This is a genomic window from Pseudomonas sp. XS1P51 (assembly GCF_054897845.1).
Window position 1 is genome coordinate 5348944 of sequence record NZ_CM142707.1, and the last position, 14064, is coordinate 5363007.

At 61.6% G+C, this 14064-nt stretch carries 11 protein-coding genes; 2 read left to right on the forward strand and 9 right to left on the reverse strand.

The genetic code is table 11. The features are described 5' to 3' along the window. Nucleotides 1-71: 71 nt before the first annotated feature. Nucleotides 72-1466 carry a NorM family multidrug efflux MATE transporter gene (locus ACYZUD_RS24800; protein WP_462025109.1) on the reverse strand — a complete coding sequence of 465 codons (1395 nt, stop codon included), beginning with the start codon at nucleotides 1464-1466 and terminating at the stop codon, nucleotides 72-74. Nucleotides 1467-1624: 158 nt separating this feature from the next. Here ACYZUD_RS24800 and ACYZUD_RS24805 point away from each other — a divergent pair, with 158 nt between their 5' ends. Both ACYZUD_RS24805 and ACYZUD_RS24810 read left to right on the forward strand, forming a co-directional pair. Next, nucleotides 1625-2545, forward strand: coding sequence for a LysR substrate-binding domain-containing protein (locus ACYZUD_RS24805; RefSeq protein ID WP_462020576.1), 921 nt, complete (start codon nucleotides 1625-1627; stop codon nucleotides 2543-2545). Nucleotides 2546-2730: 185 nt separating this feature from the next. Further along, the gene (locus ACYZUD_RS24810) at nucleotides 2731-4707 is read left to right on the forward strand and encodes a methyl-accepting chemotaxis protein (RefSeq protein ID WP_462020577.1); all 1977 of its coding nucleotides are present in this window, start codon (nucleotides 2731-2733) and stop codon (nucleotides 4705-4707) included. 143 nt (nucleotides 4708-4850) lie between these two features. Here the strand turns inward: ACYZUD_RS24810 and ACYZUD_RS24815 are convergent, their stop codons facing one another. Genes ACYZUD_RS24815 through ACYZUD_RS24850 form a run of 8 tightly spaced genes read right to left on the reverse strand, consistent with a single transcriptional unit; the run spans nucleotide 4851 to nucleotide 14063 of the window. After that, nucleotides 4851-6239 carry a vWA domain-containing protein gene (locus ACYZUD_RS24815; protein WP_462020578.1) on the reverse strand — a complete coding sequence of 463 codons (1389 nt, stop codon included), beginning with the start codon at nucleotides 6237-6239 and terminating at the stop codon, nucleotides 4851-4853. 57 nt (nucleotides 6240-6296) lie between these two features. After that, nucleotides 6297-6803 carry a hypothetical protein gene (locus ACYZUD_RS24820; protein WP_462020579.1) on the reverse strand — a complete coding sequence of 169 codons (507 nt, stop codon included), beginning with the start codon at nucleotides 6801-6803 and terminating at the stop codon, nucleotides 6297-6299. A 4-nt stretch (nucleotides 6804-6807) separates the two neighbouring features. Then, complete coding sequence (locus tag ACYZUD_RS24825; RefSeq protein ID WP_462020580.1) at nucleotides 6808-7539, reverse strand: hypothetical protein; 732 nt, start codon at nucleotides 7537-7539, stop codon at nucleotides 6808-6810. Between the two features lie 33 nt (nucleotides 7540-7572). Continuing rightward, nucleotides 7573-9117, reverse strand: coding sequence for an SUMF1/EgtB/PvdO family nonheme iron enzyme (locus tag ACYZUD_RS24830; protein WP_462020581.1), 1545 nt, complete (start codon nucleotides 9115-9117; stop codon nucleotides 7573-7575). Then, nucleotides 9107-10330: an ABC transporter permease gene (locus ACYZUD_RS24835; protein WP_462020582.1), complete on the reverse strand. Its 1224-nt coding sequence runs from the start codon at nucleotides 10328-10330 to the stop codon at nucleotides 9107-9109. The genes ACYZUD_RS24830 and ACYZUD_RS24835 overlap by 11 nt, the downstream gene beginning before the upstream one ends. Continuing rightward, a complete protein-coding gene (locus tag ACYZUD_RS24840) occupies nucleotides 10314-11036 on the reverse strand; it encodes an ABC transporter ATP-binding protein (protein ID WP_462020583.1) in 723 nt (240 codons plus the stop codon). The genes ACYZUD_RS24835 and ACYZUD_RS24840 overlap by 17 nt, the downstream gene beginning before the upstream one ends. 10 nt (nucleotides 11037-11046) lie before the next feature. Continuing rightward, the gene (locus ACYZUD_RS24845; protein ID WP_462025110.1) at nucleotides 11047-13026 is read right to left on the reverse strand and encodes a vWA domain-containing protein; all 1980 of its coding nucleotides are present in this window, start codon (nucleotides 13024-13026) and stop codon (nucleotides 11047-11049) included. An 11-nt stretch (nucleotides 13027-13037) separates the two neighbouring features. Then, a complete protein-coding gene (locus ACYZUD_RS24850) occupies nucleotides 13038-14063 on the reverse strand; it encodes a hypothetical protein (RefSeq protein WP_462020584.1) in 1026 nt (341 codons plus the stop codon). Between the last annotated feature and the right edge of the window lies 1 nt (nucleotide 14064).

The window sequence follows — 14064 nt, forward strand, 5'->3', positions numbered from 1 at the left end:
GCGGATTATCAGTCGACATCAATGTTGACTGATAATCCGCTATCGCGAGCAGGCTCGCTCCCACAGGGACATCATTCGGTCTGAGCGGCCATGAAGCGCTGCGATGATGGTTCGCGTCTGATCATCCGCTTCATCTTCCACTCAAACGCCAGCGTCAGGCTCACCGCCGCGCACGCCAGCCCCAGTGCCAATCCCCACCAGACACCCGTCGGGCCCCAGTTCAAATGGAAGGCCATCCACCACGCGGCCGGTGCACCGATCAGCCAATAGCAGCCCAAACCTACCAGGAATGTGGTTTTGGCATCCTTGAGCCCGCGAATGCAGCCCATGGCGATGGTTTGCGTGCCATCGAACAACTCGAACCACGCCGCCACCGCCAGCAGGCTCACCGCCAGGTTGGCGACGTCGCGAAATGCCGGGTCGTTGTGGTCCAGGAACAGGCCGATCAACTGATTCGGCAGCAGCCAGAAGACCATGGCGAAGCCGAGCATCGCCGCCGCGCCGAAGGCGATCCCGACCCGGCCGGCCAGCCGTGCACCCAGCAACTGCCCGGCACCGTAATGCTGGCCGATACGCATGGTGATCGCATAGGAAAGCCCCGCCGGAATCATGAACGCCACCGAGACGATCTGCAGGGCGATCTGGTGCGCCGCCAGTTGCGTACTGCCCATGGTGCCCATGCACAACGCCGCAAACGCAAACAGCCCGACCTCCACCGCGTAGGTGCCGCCAATCGGCAGACCGAGGCGCCACAGCTCTTTCAGATACTGCCGGTTAGGCCGCGACAAACCCTGGCGCAAGGGATACGCGTCGTACGCCGGATGCCGCCGAATGTGCAGCGCCAACGCCAGCGCCATCAGGTTGGCAACAATCGCCGTCACCAGGCCGATACCCACCAGGCCCATTTTCGGCAGGCCGAACATCCCGGTAATCAACGCATAGTTGAGCAGGAAGTTGGCCACGGTGCCGCCGAGGCTGATGACCATCACCGGGGTCGCCCGGCCGATGGCGCTGGTGAAACCGCGCAGGGCCATGAAGCTCAGATAGCCGGGCAGGGCGAACGGCAGGAACACCAGGAATTGTCCGGCGGCCTGGACGTTGGTTTCGGTCTGGCCGAACAACAGCAGCACCGGTTTGAGGTTCCACAGCAGCAGGCCCGCCACCAACCCCATCAACCACGCCAGCCACAATCCCGCCTGGGTCAGTCGTGCGGCACCGATGATGTCGCCGGCACCCTGACGAATCGCCACCAGGGTGCCGACCGCCGCGATCACACCGATGCAGAAGATCGACACGAACGAATACGTCGCCGCACCGAGTCCACCACCGGCGAGTGCCTCGGGACTCAGGCGCGCCATCATCAACGTGTCGGTGAGGACCATCAACATGTGCGCCAACTGCGAGGCAATCAACGGCCCTGCCAGCCGCAGGATGGCCCAGAGTTCAATACGCGCTGGATGCTGCATGGTCATCACGCTCGGTCGTCAAAGAGAACAGGAGAGCGTTGATTCTCGGCGCTCTGCGGGGTTTGCACAAAGGGATAAAAAGGATGGGTGGCATGATTAAAACTCATGCTGTGGCGTTTCTGATAAGTTGATGGAATTACGCTATAGGAGCTTTCTTCATGTCTCGTCGTCTTCCTCCCTTGTATGCCCTGCGCGCATTCGAAGCGGCGGCGCGGCATGGCTCGTTTACCCGCGCCGCCGAAGAGTTGTCGATCACTCAAAGCGCGGTCAGCCGGCACATTCGCACCCTCGAAGAGCATTTCGCCTGTCGGCTGTTTCATCGCAGCGGGCGCAACCTGCAACTGACCGAATCGGCACGGCTGATCCTGCCGGGCATTCGCGAAGGCTTTACGGCGCTGGAGCGGGCCTGCAATACCTTGCGTGCCGAAGATGACATCCTGCGCATGAAGGCTCCCTCCACCCTGACTATGCGTTGGCTGCTGGCGCGGCTCAGTCGCTTTCGGCACCTGCAGCCGGGAAACGAGGTGCAATTAACCAGTGCCTGGATGGATATCGATACCGTGGACTTCAACCACGAACCCTTCGATTGCGCCGTCATACTCAGCAACGGAAATTTCCCTCCGGATTGGGAGACGACATTGCTGTTCCCGGAAGAGCTGATTCCGGTCGGCGCGCCGAATCTTCTGAAGGATCAACCGTGGGATGTCGCGCGTCTCGTCAATGCCGAACTGCTGCACCCGACGCCGGATCGTCGCGACTGGCGCAACTGGCTGGAGCACATGGGGCTGGCAGATCAGGTGTCGCTCAAGGGGGGGCAGGTCTTCGACACCCTGGAGTTGGGCATGATCGCCGCCGCTCGTGGCTACGGCGTGTCGATGGGTGACCTGCTGATGGTGGCCGAGGATGTGGCCCAGGGACGTCTGAGTTTGCCGTGGCCGACTGCCGTCGCCAGCGGTGAGAATTATTACCTCGTCTGGCCGAAAACGCGCCCCGGAGGTGAACGTTTGCGCCGTCTCAGCGATTTCCTGCAAGGCGAGGTCCGGGCCATGGAATTACCCGATGTAGAGCGCTTGCACTGAATCGATTGAGCCATCACAGTGATGGCCTTGAGCTATGTCCGGGTCAATCACTCAAGTATTCAGATTTGCCGCCGAAATCTGCAGATGGAACCTTCGTGCAGGTTCGACGTAATTCCCATTATTAGAAATTTTGCCGAGTGTGCGTCGGGATCCGTAATGATCCGGTCACTGGGCCAGGAGCTGTCATGTCTCAACCTCGTGCTCGGATCGCCTCACAGCTAGGTCTTGCGCTTGCCGTGATACTGGCGATTGTCATCAGCGGCAGTACCGTGTTTGCCCTGCGCTCGCTGGACACCGCCAACCTCGCTACCCGTGAGGAACACCTGGCCAGTGAGGCCCGGTTGCTGGCCGATCAGTTGAGTACTTTTCACGGCACGCTGCGTGAAAGTACCCAGCGCCTGGCCGGCCTGTTCGAGAAGCGCTTCAGCGCGGGTCTGAGCGTGCATCCGGATGAACCGGTCGTCGTGGCGGGCACTCAGACCCCTGGCTTGCACCTGGGCAGTGAGGTGTTGAACAACAACTTCAAGGAAGTGGACGAGTTCAAGCAAATGACGGCGGGTGTCGCGACGGTATTTGTGCGCAGCGGCGAAGATTTTATCCGGGTCAGCACGTCCTTGAGTAAACAGGACGGCAGCCGGGCTATCGGCACGCTGCTGGATCACGCTAACCCGGCCTATGCGCGCTTGATGGCGGGGCAGAGCTACGTCGGTCGCGCCTTGCTCTTCGAACGCTCCTACATGACTCAGTACACCCCCGTACGCGACAGCGGCGGTAAGGTGATTGCCGTGCTGTTCGTAGGATTCGATTACACCGACGCGCAGAACGCACAGTTCGCCAACCTCAAGCGCTTCCGCATCGGCCAGACCGGTTCCCTGGCGCTGCTGGATGAGCAAAACAAATGGCTGGTACCCATCGCGGGCGTGCAAGCGTTGGATCAAGCGGTCCCGACGATCAACGGCCTGGCCAAGACGCCGGGCAAGGGCGAGTTCTGGAGCGATAAATCCGAAGACTTCTACAGCATTGCCGTCCCGTTTGAAGGCGGGCCGTGGTCGGTGGTGGCGAGCATGCCTCAAACCGAAATCCGCGCGGTAACCTGGAGTGTCGGCATTCAGTTGGCGATTGGCAGTCTGCTGGCGATGTTGATCGCTGTGGGCGCGGCGGTCTGGCTGCTGCGCAGCAAACTCGCGCCGCTGGGTGATCTGGTCCGACAGGCCGAAGCCTTGGGTGCCGGTGATCTGAGCGTGCGCCTGAATGTGTCGAGCAATGACGAGATCGGTCAACTGGCCCGCGCCTTCAACCAGATGAGCCAGGCCCTGTCGAGCATGGTCGAGCACATCCGCAAGGCTTCCCAAGAGGTCAACAGCCGTGCCCAGGCGTTGTCCGGGCTGTCCGGCGGTGCCTATGAGGGGATGGAGCAGCAGTCGGGCGAAATCACCAGCATGGCCGGTGCCGTGGAAGAATTCAGCGCCACCTCGCTGAACATCGCTGACAACATGGGCAACACCCAGCGGCTGGCTCAGGAAAACGCACAGCAAACCCAGATCGGTCGTACGTCGATGGACGAAGCGTCCTCGTCCCTGGAGCAAATCGCTGGCGCGCTGAACAGCACCGCGACGGTGATCAACACCCTGGGCCAGCGCTCTCAGGAAATCGGCGGCATCGTCGGCGTGATTACTTCGATTGCCGAACAGACCAACTTGCTGGCGCTCAACGCCGCCATCGAAGCCGCCCGTGCCGGTGAGCAGGGGCGTGGTTTTGCGGTGGTGGCCGATGAGGTGCGCAACCTGGCTTCACGGACTCGCCAGGCCACGGACGAAATTTCCGGGATGATCCAGAGCATCCAGCAGGAAACCGGCAACGCCATCAGCACCATGGAGCAGGGCAATGTGCTGATGCAGGAAGGCCTCTCGCGCAACGCCAACGTCGCTTCGGCGCTGGCGCGGATTGATGAGCAGAGTCGTTCGGCGGGCGAGCAGTTCGCTGCGATCACTACGGCGACCCAGGAGCAGAGCAGTACGGCGACGTTGCTCAGCAGCAACCTGCAGAGCATCGCCCTGGCCAACAGTGAGCAACGCGAAGTGGTGTCGAACCTGGCGGTGACCGCCAAAGAGCTGGAGAAGCTCGCGGCGGACTTGCGGCAAGAGGTTGACCGGTTTCGTTGAGTTGCCCCTGAAATAGTCATCGCGAGCAGGCTCGCTCCCACAATTGATCTTGGTGTTCACAAATTCTGTGTTCACAACAAATCTAATGTGGGGGCGAGCCTGCTCGCGATTGCATCACCTCAATTTTGAGCTTTATCCCCAAGCTAGTCGCACTTGGCGTTGCTCGAAACTTCCTTGCTCGCCAGTTTCAGCTGCTTGCCCAGCTCAGCCGCATTGGTGCTGCTGTAGACCCGGCCACCGGTGTTTTCAGCGATGCAACGTGACGGGCCACCGGCACCGATTTTCACCACGTTGACCCGCAGGCGCGGTTGTTCCTTGGCGATTTGGCGGGAGACCGCGCAAACGTCTTTCTGGCAACCGTCCTCACCGTCGACAAACATCACGATCACGGCATCGTTATTGCGCCCGTCGACGGTGCTTGCCGCGTGGGCCAGGCTGTCGGCCAGCGGTGTGCCGTCGTTGGGAACCAGGCCTTGAATCCCGTTGATCAGCCGCTGGCGGTCGCCAAACCTGAACACGCCCTGGTCCGGTGTGCTGTTGCAGCCGGCAAAGGTGATGAGGCGCGTGTCGATCTTCGGGTCCAGCCCGTTGATCATGCCGGCCAGCGAGTCCTTGGCGACGTCCATGCGGCTGGGTTTGGCGAAGATCTGCATGGTGCGGTTCGCATCCAGGTACTTGTTGAGCTCATTGCCGAAGAACCAGTCCTCGTCGGCTTTTACTGACTTGATGTTCAAATCCATCGAGCCCGAGGTGTCGAGCACCACCACGAATTGCGGGATCTCTGCGTTTGGCGCTTTTTTGCGGCACGCGAAGTTGTCCAGCGTCGGTGCCGGTGGCGGGGCGACCACCACAGGTTTTGGCGGCGGGACCGGCTTGGGTTCTGGTTCTGGTTCTGGAACCGGTACGGGGTCCGGCTCCACTACAGGCTCGGGAACAGGTTCAACCGGTTTCTCGATCGGTGTCACCACCGGGGCTACCGGCTCGACCGGGACAACTTTTTCACGGTGCAGAAACCACCAGTAAGCCCAGAGCGCCAGAAGCAGCAACAGCAGCGCAAGCAATGCCGCTGCGATCCACCATCCACGGCGCGACGGCGGCACGACCGGCACCACTGGAACAACCGGCGGCACGATCGGTTTTGGCGGCCGCTGGTTCCAGCGCACCACCAGCGGCTCACCGTTGAGGCTGTAGAGTTTGTCCAGCTCCGGCGTGCCGAGCAGGCTGCGCAGGTCATCCGCTACCGTGGGCTGACCGCGCTTTTGCAGTTCGTCCGCCAGCTGTCCGAGGGACGTCTGACGCACTTCATAGGTTTCCAGCAAGCGTCGTTGCGCGTCCTCGTTGAGGTCGGCATAGGGTGTGGGTTGGCCACCCAGTTCGGTCCACCATTCCAGCACGTCGCCGCTGCCCATGCGCGGGATGGCGAAGAGGCTGGCGACGGTCGGCGGAAAGTGTTTCTGGATGAGGGCGACTTTGGCTTGCAGCGCACTCATTCCCTCCGGTGTGGCTTGCGCATCCCTGATGACCCGCTGCATGACGACGATTCCTGAAAAGGGTGCAGGCATCCGGCGGGATGCCTGCGGGGTGAAAAGTTACTCCTCGTAACCGAGGCTGAATTGCAACTGATTGACCTTCTTCTGCAACGCCTTCAGCTTCTCCTGCTTGGCGGCCAGCGCCGCGGGTGAGGCTTTGGCCGTTGGCGCAACCTGCGAGTCCTTGAGCTGCTGCTCAAGCCCGGCGATCTGCTTTTGCACCTGGCTTTCATTGCCATGCCGCGCCTTGAGTGACGTCAGCAACTTGCCCAGTGACTGGTTCAGTTCAGCCTGGGATCTCTGCTGGCTGGCCAGGTCGGTCTTGGTGCTGAGCTGCTGGGCCTGAATGCTCTCGTACACCTGACGGAACATCGCATTTTGCTGACGGGACTCGGTCAGGGCCTGCTCCTTCTGCTTGACCTGATCGCTGTAGCCACCGGAGTAGTCGCAGTTCATTTTGGTCAACATGCTGCTGTCGCGATTGGTCGCGTCGCATTCGCCCGGCTTCGTCGCGCAACCGCTCAGGGCCAGGACGGCGGTGAGGACCGCCAGCTGTCGTAGAGTCATGTGCTTAGCCCAGGGTAATCGCGGAGCGCTGGTTGTACAGACCGTCGACTTCCTTCTGCAGGGCGGCGACTTTCTCGTTCATTTTCAGGATGCTCACGTCCACCTGCTTCATCTCGGCGCTGGTGCCTTGCTGACGTTCAAGGTCGGCCACTTTGGTGTATTCGGTGACCTTGGTGCGCATGTTGCCGAGGTCCTTGCGCAGGCGCGCGATGTTTTGGTCGATCTCGGCGATTTCAGTCTGGGCCTTGGCCTTGTCGAGTTTCTTGCTGGCCATGTCCTGTTTGATCTGGGCGATGCGCGCCTGGTCATCCTTGATTACTTGCTGGGCGGTCGCCGTACGGGTGATGACGTTTTGCGTGTCTTGCTCGACGTCGCTGTTCATCTTCGCCAGACGGGTGGTGGTGTCGGAGTATTCGCTGCGACGTTGATCCAGATAGTAGTTCGCGCCCATGGCCACGCCACACGCGGTAATGCCGGCGGCAATGGCGCAGACGGCCTTGTTACTGCTGTTGGACAGTGCGCAACCGAGGATGCCGACGCCGGCACCAACGGCGCAGGCCTGGTAGCCGGACTTGCTGAAGAACTGCGCGTCATTGCCCTGAGTCAGACGCGGGTCGGCGCCGTCGCTGCCGCCGAGCATCGAACTGCCCGTGTTGGCGCAACCGGTCAGCAACAGGCTGCCGGCAACGACGAAAGCGATCTGTAGCTTGAAGCGAGTCCAAAGGCTGCGCGACATGGTGAGACTCCTTGATGACAGTGTTGGGCGTTGTTATTGAGTGACGGTCTTGCAACTGGTCAGCCAGGCTTCAGTGTCGATCTTCTGTTTTTGCAGGAAGGTCTTCTGATTGGCCCAGTGGGTGCGCAAGTAAGGTTTGAGTTCTTGCAGCTGTTTGTTGCGGGTGATGATTTCTTCCATCACCGGGACCTGCGCTTCAAGCAGCGGCTGACCGTACAGCGTCGCCGATTCCACCAGGCTGCTGGCGTAGTAGCGGCTGAGCTTGTGCAGGCGATCCTTCTGTTCGTCGAGCTTGCCTTTGCGCATGTCGCAACTGGCGTCTTTGTCCGCTGCTTCGCAATTGAGCTTGTAGTTCTTTTGCAGAAAGTCCACGTACTGGCCGTCATCGAGCATCTTGGTGCAGAGGAACGCACCCAGATTCAGGCTGGCGCGAATCGCCTGGTCACGGGTTTCTTCCTGCTGCTGGTTACTGGCGCGCAGCTGGTTTTCCAGGGCCTGGAGTTTTTCCTTGAGCGCCTTGTCTTCGACGCCCGAGGCCAGGGTGTTCAGGGACTGGACCGTGCCGTTGTCCGCCGATTCGGTTTCCTTGCTGCCGGTGCCGAGTTTCTTCCAGCTGCTTTCGATGCTGGCCACGCGCTCGCGGGAGGTCAGGGTCGGCGACACCAGCACCAGGCGCAGGCCGGTGGTTTTGTTTTTCACCTGGCCTTCGGCGTTGTAATACGGTTCTTCCTTGCGCAACCCGGTGCGCAGGTCGGCCTGGGCGGTCAGGTAATTGCCGCCACGGACCACGTAGCCGCCGGCCTGACCGTGCTGGCGGTCGAGTTTGTTCAGGCGAAACGGTTCGAACATCATCTCGTCGACGTTGCCGAGCATGTCGTGCAGACCCAGCGGATTGGGTTTTTGCAGGCCGGACAATTGCAGCTTGCCGTTGGACGATTGCGCCCCGGCGAACCACTCGTACGCATTGATCCCTTCGGGCATCGGGTAGCGCGTGTCGCGGAACTCGGCCGTACCGACTTCCAGGCCGCCGCGTGCTGCAAACTCCCATTCAACTTCAGTCGGCAGGCGCAGGAAGCCCAGTGCTCCGTCTTCCTTGGGCAGTTTGTTGGCTGCGTTCTTGCGCAGCCACAGGTTGTACTTGTCTGCCGCCTCTATGGCTTGCACCCAGCTCACGGCCACTTGCGGCAGGCGCATCTTGGTGGCGGCAGTGGGGCAGGTTTCTTCGGTCAGGGCGGCGTACTGCAGCTGACTCATCTCGTACTTGGCCATCAGGTAGTAACGGGATTTGTCGTTCTTGGCGCCGGTGAAGCTGCCGGCGATAAACGTCGGCCGGGTCTGTTCGACGTAGCCGTATTCCGCGCCGTCCTGCCCGATGTTGATCGGGTAGTCGTCGAGCGGCCCGGCGACGGGAATGAACACTTTGCGAAACACCATCGAGCCTTCACAGGGCATCGGCAGCACGACGTCGCTCGCCTCGGGCATCGGGTTGTAATACTTCTCTTCCCAGCCCGCAGCCGAGGCGTCGAGCAGGTAGCCCAGGCTCAGGGGCAACAGCAAGCTGAAACGTTTATAGCTCACGCAGACTCTCCGCAGGTTGGATGCTGATGGCTCGCACGGCGCCGATCACGGCCACCAGTGCAGCGACCAGAAAGGTCAGGAGCAGGGCGGCGAGGCCATGCCAAATGGTGATGTGGCAAACGAAGGTGCCGGTGGCCTGGCTGCTGCCGAGCAAGCGGTCGAACAGATGGCTGCCGACCGCGTAGAAACCCAGCCCGCCGAGGTAACCCGCCAGGCTCAGCAACAGCGCTTGCAGCACCACGAAACCGGCCACGGCCGTACGCTTGAACCCCAGCAGACGCAGCACCGCGAGGCTTTTGCGCTTGCGGTCGATGTTGGCCAGGAACGCGCCGACCATCGACGCCACACAGCCGATCAACGCGGCCAGGGCGATAACACCGAAGATCAGCCCCAGCACATGGTTGATGGCTTTGACGTTGTCGATGTCGGCCAGTCGGCTCGACGTTTCGATGTGTTGTTCGTTCAGCCAGCGCTCCAGCGGTGCGACTTGGTCGATGTCGCGCGCATAGAGGCGGGCACGGGCATACAGTGGTTGCAGATCGCCCTGAGGTTTGCCGGTGTCGATGCCGAACGCGCTGACCTGATAGCCATCGCGAAAGCGCTCCAGGCTCAGCAGCAGGGGCGGGGCGACAAACCCGGCCGCACGACCAAAACGTGCGCCGTCGAGAACGGCCAGCACGGTCAATGTCATTTCGCCGCGCTCATTCACGCCTTCCAGTCGGCGCAGCACGCGCATCTGCACGCTGTCGCCGACCTTGGCTTGCAAGCGTTGTGCGGCGCGGGCACTCAGGATCACTTGATGGCCGGTGGGGTTGAGTTGCGGCAGGTTCAGCTGCGGATCGCCGGGTTCGGTGGCGATGATTTCCGCACCTTCCACAAACCGTTGCATGCCGATCAGCAAATCCGCCTGAGTGTTGAGCGAGCGGGTCTGGCCAAGGGCGAAGCCGGTTTCGGGACGCTGACGCAAACGATCGATCCAGGCACCGTCGTAGTTGCCGTTGCTGAGCATCTTCACTTCAAGATTGCGCGGGTCGCGCAGCAGTTCGTCCTGCAACTGGCTGACCACCCCGTGCTTGAGGCCGAACAGCAGCAACAGCGGCGCGATCACCGCCACCAGCGAGGCGGCGATGCACAACGACACCTTGCGGTCGTGCCAGAGGTCTTGCAGTGCAAGCGTGCCCAGCAGGCGCAGTCGATCAGTCCATCGGTTCAAACCGTGTCTCTCCCTGACGGCTGACCGCACCGAGTCGCGGCAAGCCGAAATCCTTCAGCAAGGCCCAGTCATGGGACACCACCAGCGCGCTCAGGCGCATACTCGACACCAGGCTCAGCAACAACTCGAACAACCGCCGGGCGCTGTGAGGGTCGAGCGCTGCCGTCGGCTCGTCGGCCAACAGCAGCAGCGGCTCATGGGCAATCGCCCGCACGCAGGCGACGCGCTGGCGTTCGCCGATCGACAGCGCCTGCGGTTGTTTATCCAGCAACCCTTGCAGGCGCAACACTTCAACCGCGTGGCCGATGTGGTCGCTGTGCGCAGTCATGCCGAGCAAGCGGCGCGGCAGGCTGATGTTGTCGCGCACGTTCAAAAACGGCAGCAAGCCACCACTCTGCAAAATGAACCCCAAATGCCGCGAGCGAACGGCCGCAAGCGCTGGCTGGTCGTCGCTGGCAAGCAGTTGGGCGATGTCCTGAACCTGCGTCGCTTGAACCCCGGACCGCGCCGGGCCCAAGCGAAAGCATTCGAGTTCGACCGGTGCCAGCAGCAGGCCAATGGCTTCGAGCAACGTGCTTTTACCACTGCCGCTCTCACCGGTGATGGCGAGGATTTCCCCGGCGCCGACCTGCAAGTGCGGCAGGCGCACCTGATGGGCCAGCGCGCCTTCACCACGGCGCACCAGCAGGTTCTTGATATCGAGCATGGGCGTCTCGTTAAGGCATCATTTCCAGAGGCACGGGGTACACGTTGTCCCGCGCATCGCTGTCCTTGGCTAAAGCTACCCAGCGGTCGACGTCAGCGTTGTAGCGCTGGTAGTGCCGCAGTTTGGTATTGAGTGTGCGGATGAATTTCTCCTGGGCCAGGCCATCCCAGCTCTTCCAGGTTTCTTCATCCAGGTTCAGTACTTCGCTCTGGTAGGGCAGGTCTTCGAGGTACTCGCCAAGCATGCCCATATCCGACAGTTTGGCGTTGCCGTTCTGCTTGAGCTGGTTAGGGTCGGCGCCCATGGTCGCCGCCACCGAGCGCAGGCGTTCGAACATTTCAGTCGGCGAGATCAGACCTTCGTTGGCCGCGTCGAGGATCTGCTTCATCACGTCGCTCAAGTCGCTGAGCTGGGATTTGGTCAGCAGCACCCGCACATCGGTGGTCGGAATGTTCTGCTTGATCAGGTCACGGTCGGTGATCCACGCCTTGAACACCGGCGGGGCCTTGCTGTTGGTCTTCTCGCCCAGATACGCCAGTTGCATGGCGTGGCCGATCAGCGCCGCGTCCTCGAGCATTTTCTTCTCGGCCGGGTCCTGCTTGGCGTTCACCGCGCTGCCGATCGCATCTTCACCCATGTAGGCGGCTTTCACCTGCGAGGTGATTGCGGTGGCCAGTGCATCGACCTTGCGTCCGAACGCCTGAACGTCGCCCGCATTCACCGGGTAGTACAGCGAAGTGTTGGTGCCAGGGTAGGTCGACAGATTCTGGTACTGCGCCTCGGCCTTGCTGTGGTCTTTGATGCCGGCCGGTGTTTTCAGGTGCAGGGTGTAAATCGCCACGCCAGGGTTGGCGGCTTCGAGCCGGACTTGGGAAGCGCTCAAGCCGGTCTTCGACAGTTTGTCGTCGCCTTCGATGGCGCCGGCATCGGTGATCAGCACCACGTAACGCGCGCCGAACTGGCTCCAGTCGACCTTGTCGATACTGTGCATGACGCCGGCGTAGGCATCTTCGTCGAAGCTGCTGCTCGAGACTTTGGCTTGCTTGAGGTCGGCGACCTTGGCCAGGAAGTCGGAACTGTCCTTCACCTGAGTCGGGTCGGCGTACATCTTGGTGGTGTATTCCAGCCCCGGCACGGCTTGGGTGCTGGAACGGAACGCCACCAGGCCGAACTTGACCTGCTTGCCGAGGTTCTGCGATTCGATTTGCTGGTAGACCTTGCGAATCGCCTCGCGGGTGCGGTCGATGTACGGGTCCATGGAAATGGTCGAATCGATGACAAATACCACCGCTGCGCTGAATTCCTTCAGTTGGCTGGCGGCGTTGCCTTCGGCCTCCTTGCCGCCGGAGGCGCTGTTTGCAGCGCCGCCCTTGGCGTTCTTGTCGTCGGGCTTGCTGACCGATGCGACGTTGAGCAGGCGCGTGCGGAAACCGCCTTCGGTCATGACTTCCTGGCCGCTGAGTACCGGCAACAGGTAGAACTGTTTTTGCAGGTCCACGAAGTATTCAGGTTCTTCAGCCAGTACGCCCGGGGCTTGCTTGCCCTTCTTCAGTGTGGCCCGCAGCGGTGCGACTTTGCTTACCGGGTCCGGCGCATCAAGGATGCCTTCGACCGTGGCGCGTTCCTTGAAGAACAGCAACCGGTCGCGGTTGGCCGGGTTGGTGAAGGCCAGCGTCAGCTGCATTTTCCAGTCGGTGGTGCAACTGGCCGGCAGCCAACCGATGGTTTTGCCGTAACTGTCAGGGCCGACTTTCAGCCACTCGGCGTTGGCCGCTTGGGCACGCTCGTAGACGTAGAAGCGGGTGAAGGTCGGTTGCGCCTCGCCTGCCGCGCCACCCGCCGTCGGGCTGATTTTGCAGCCCGGTGTGGTCAGCACGCGCTGGAACAGGGTCTTTTTACCGGCCTGGATCAGTGGTTTGTCATCGGCCTGGGACAACGGGCTGATGCACAGCGCCAGCAATGCGGCGCCGCTCAACAGGAATCGACTCATGGACGAACGCTTCACTTCTGCAACTCCTCGAAACGCTGCTTGGCTTCGGCGTTGTTCGGATCCTGGGTGAGGATGGTTTCATACCAGTACGCGGCCGTGGCGTTGTCCGCGGCCGGGAAGCACTCGCTGGCCTTCAGGTATTTGGGGTCGTACTCGCGGGCATAGGCATTGGCGATCAACGCGTCACCGGCCTGGGCACGGTTGGCGTACAGACGTTGGGCGACGCCGCAGTGTTTGCCGGCCTTGGCTTCGTTGATGATCTCCAGCAGCTTGGCGCTGTTCGGCGCGGCCTTGATGCAGGTCTGGACGAAAGTCAGCTCGGGCAGGCTGTTCATGCTTTCCAGGGTGCAGGCCTGGGCATCGGCGTTGGCCGGTGCGGCGGCAGCGACAGCCGGGGTGGGGGCCGGGGCTCGTTTGCTGAGCCAGAACCCGACGCCCGCTGCCAGCAGTAGCAACACCACAATCGCCAGGCCGATGAGGCCTTTATTGCTTTTCTTCACCGGTGCCGGAGGTGGCGTGTAGACAGGGTCGGTGTGCACCGATTCAACTTCTACTTCCGGTTCGGCAGTGGACAGGGTCAGTTCCGGCAGCTCTGGAATCTCCGGCGCCGGGGCCGCAATCGGATTCGGCGTCGCCAGGTTGGCGGCGTCGTAGGTCGAACGGGTCTGGCCTCCGGCGGTGGACGGCAACAGCCCGACGCCAGGTCGAATCACACCTGTATCGCTATGGTCGAGGCTTTGTTCACGCAGTTCGATCCGGAATTGGGAACTCGCGCTGCCTTCCAGCAACGGGTCGACCACTTCCGGGCCAATCAGGGTTTCCAGCGCTTCACCGCTGGCGCCGATGCTGAAGTGCGTGACCTTGAACCAGAACGGGTTGTTGCTCCACGCCTGCTTGTCCTGCAGATAGAACTGATCCTGGTTGCGCTGGATGGAAAACTCCAGACGCTCATGGGCCCCCTGCCATTTCTTCACAGTGAGGCATGCCTGGCCAGGCACATTGGGCTCTAACGCGAGCAGGTCGACACGGATTGGCATT

Excerpts from the sequence above, each read along its gene's own strand:
- ACYZUD_RS24800 (WP_462025109.1), bottom strand. The coding sequence starts at position 1,466 with ATGCAGCATCCAGCGCGTATTGAACTCTGGGCCATCCTGCGGCTGGCA.
- ACYZUD_RS24805 (WP_462020576.1), top strand. The coding sequence starts at position 1,625 with ATGTCTCGTCGTCTTCCTCCCTTGTATGCCCTGCGCGCATTCGAAGCG.
- ACYZUD_RS24810 (WP_462020577.1), top strand. The coding sequence starts at position 2,731 with ATGTCTCAACCTCGTGCTCGGATCGCCTCACAGCTAGGTCTTGCGCTT.
- ACYZUD_RS24815 (WP_462020578.1), bottom strand. The coding sequence starts at position 6,239 with ATGCAGCGGGTCATCAGGGATGCGCAAGCCACACCGGAGGGAATGAGT.
- ACYZUD_RS24820 (WP_462020579.1), bottom strand. The coding sequence starts at position 6,803 with ATGACTCTACGACAGCTGGCGGTCCTCACCGCCGTCCTGGCCCTGAGC.
- ACYZUD_RS24825 (WP_462020580.1), bottom strand. The coding sequence starts at position 7,539 with ATGTCGCGCAGCCTTTGGACTCGCTTCAAGCTACAGATCGCTTTCGTC.
- ACYZUD_RS24840 (WP_462020583.1), bottom strand. The coding sequence starts at position 11,036 with ATGCTCGATATCAAGAACCTGCTGGTGCGCCGTGGTGAAGGCGCGCTG.
- ACYZUD_RS24845 (WP_462025110.1), bottom strand. The coding sequence starts at position 13,026 with ATGAGTCGATTCCTGTTGAGCGGCGCCGCATTGCTGGCGCTGTGCATC.
- ACYZUD_RS24850 (WP_462020584.1), bottom strand. The coding sequence starts at position 14,063 with ATGCCAATCCGTGTCGACCTGCTCGCGTTAGAGCCCAATGTGCCTGGC.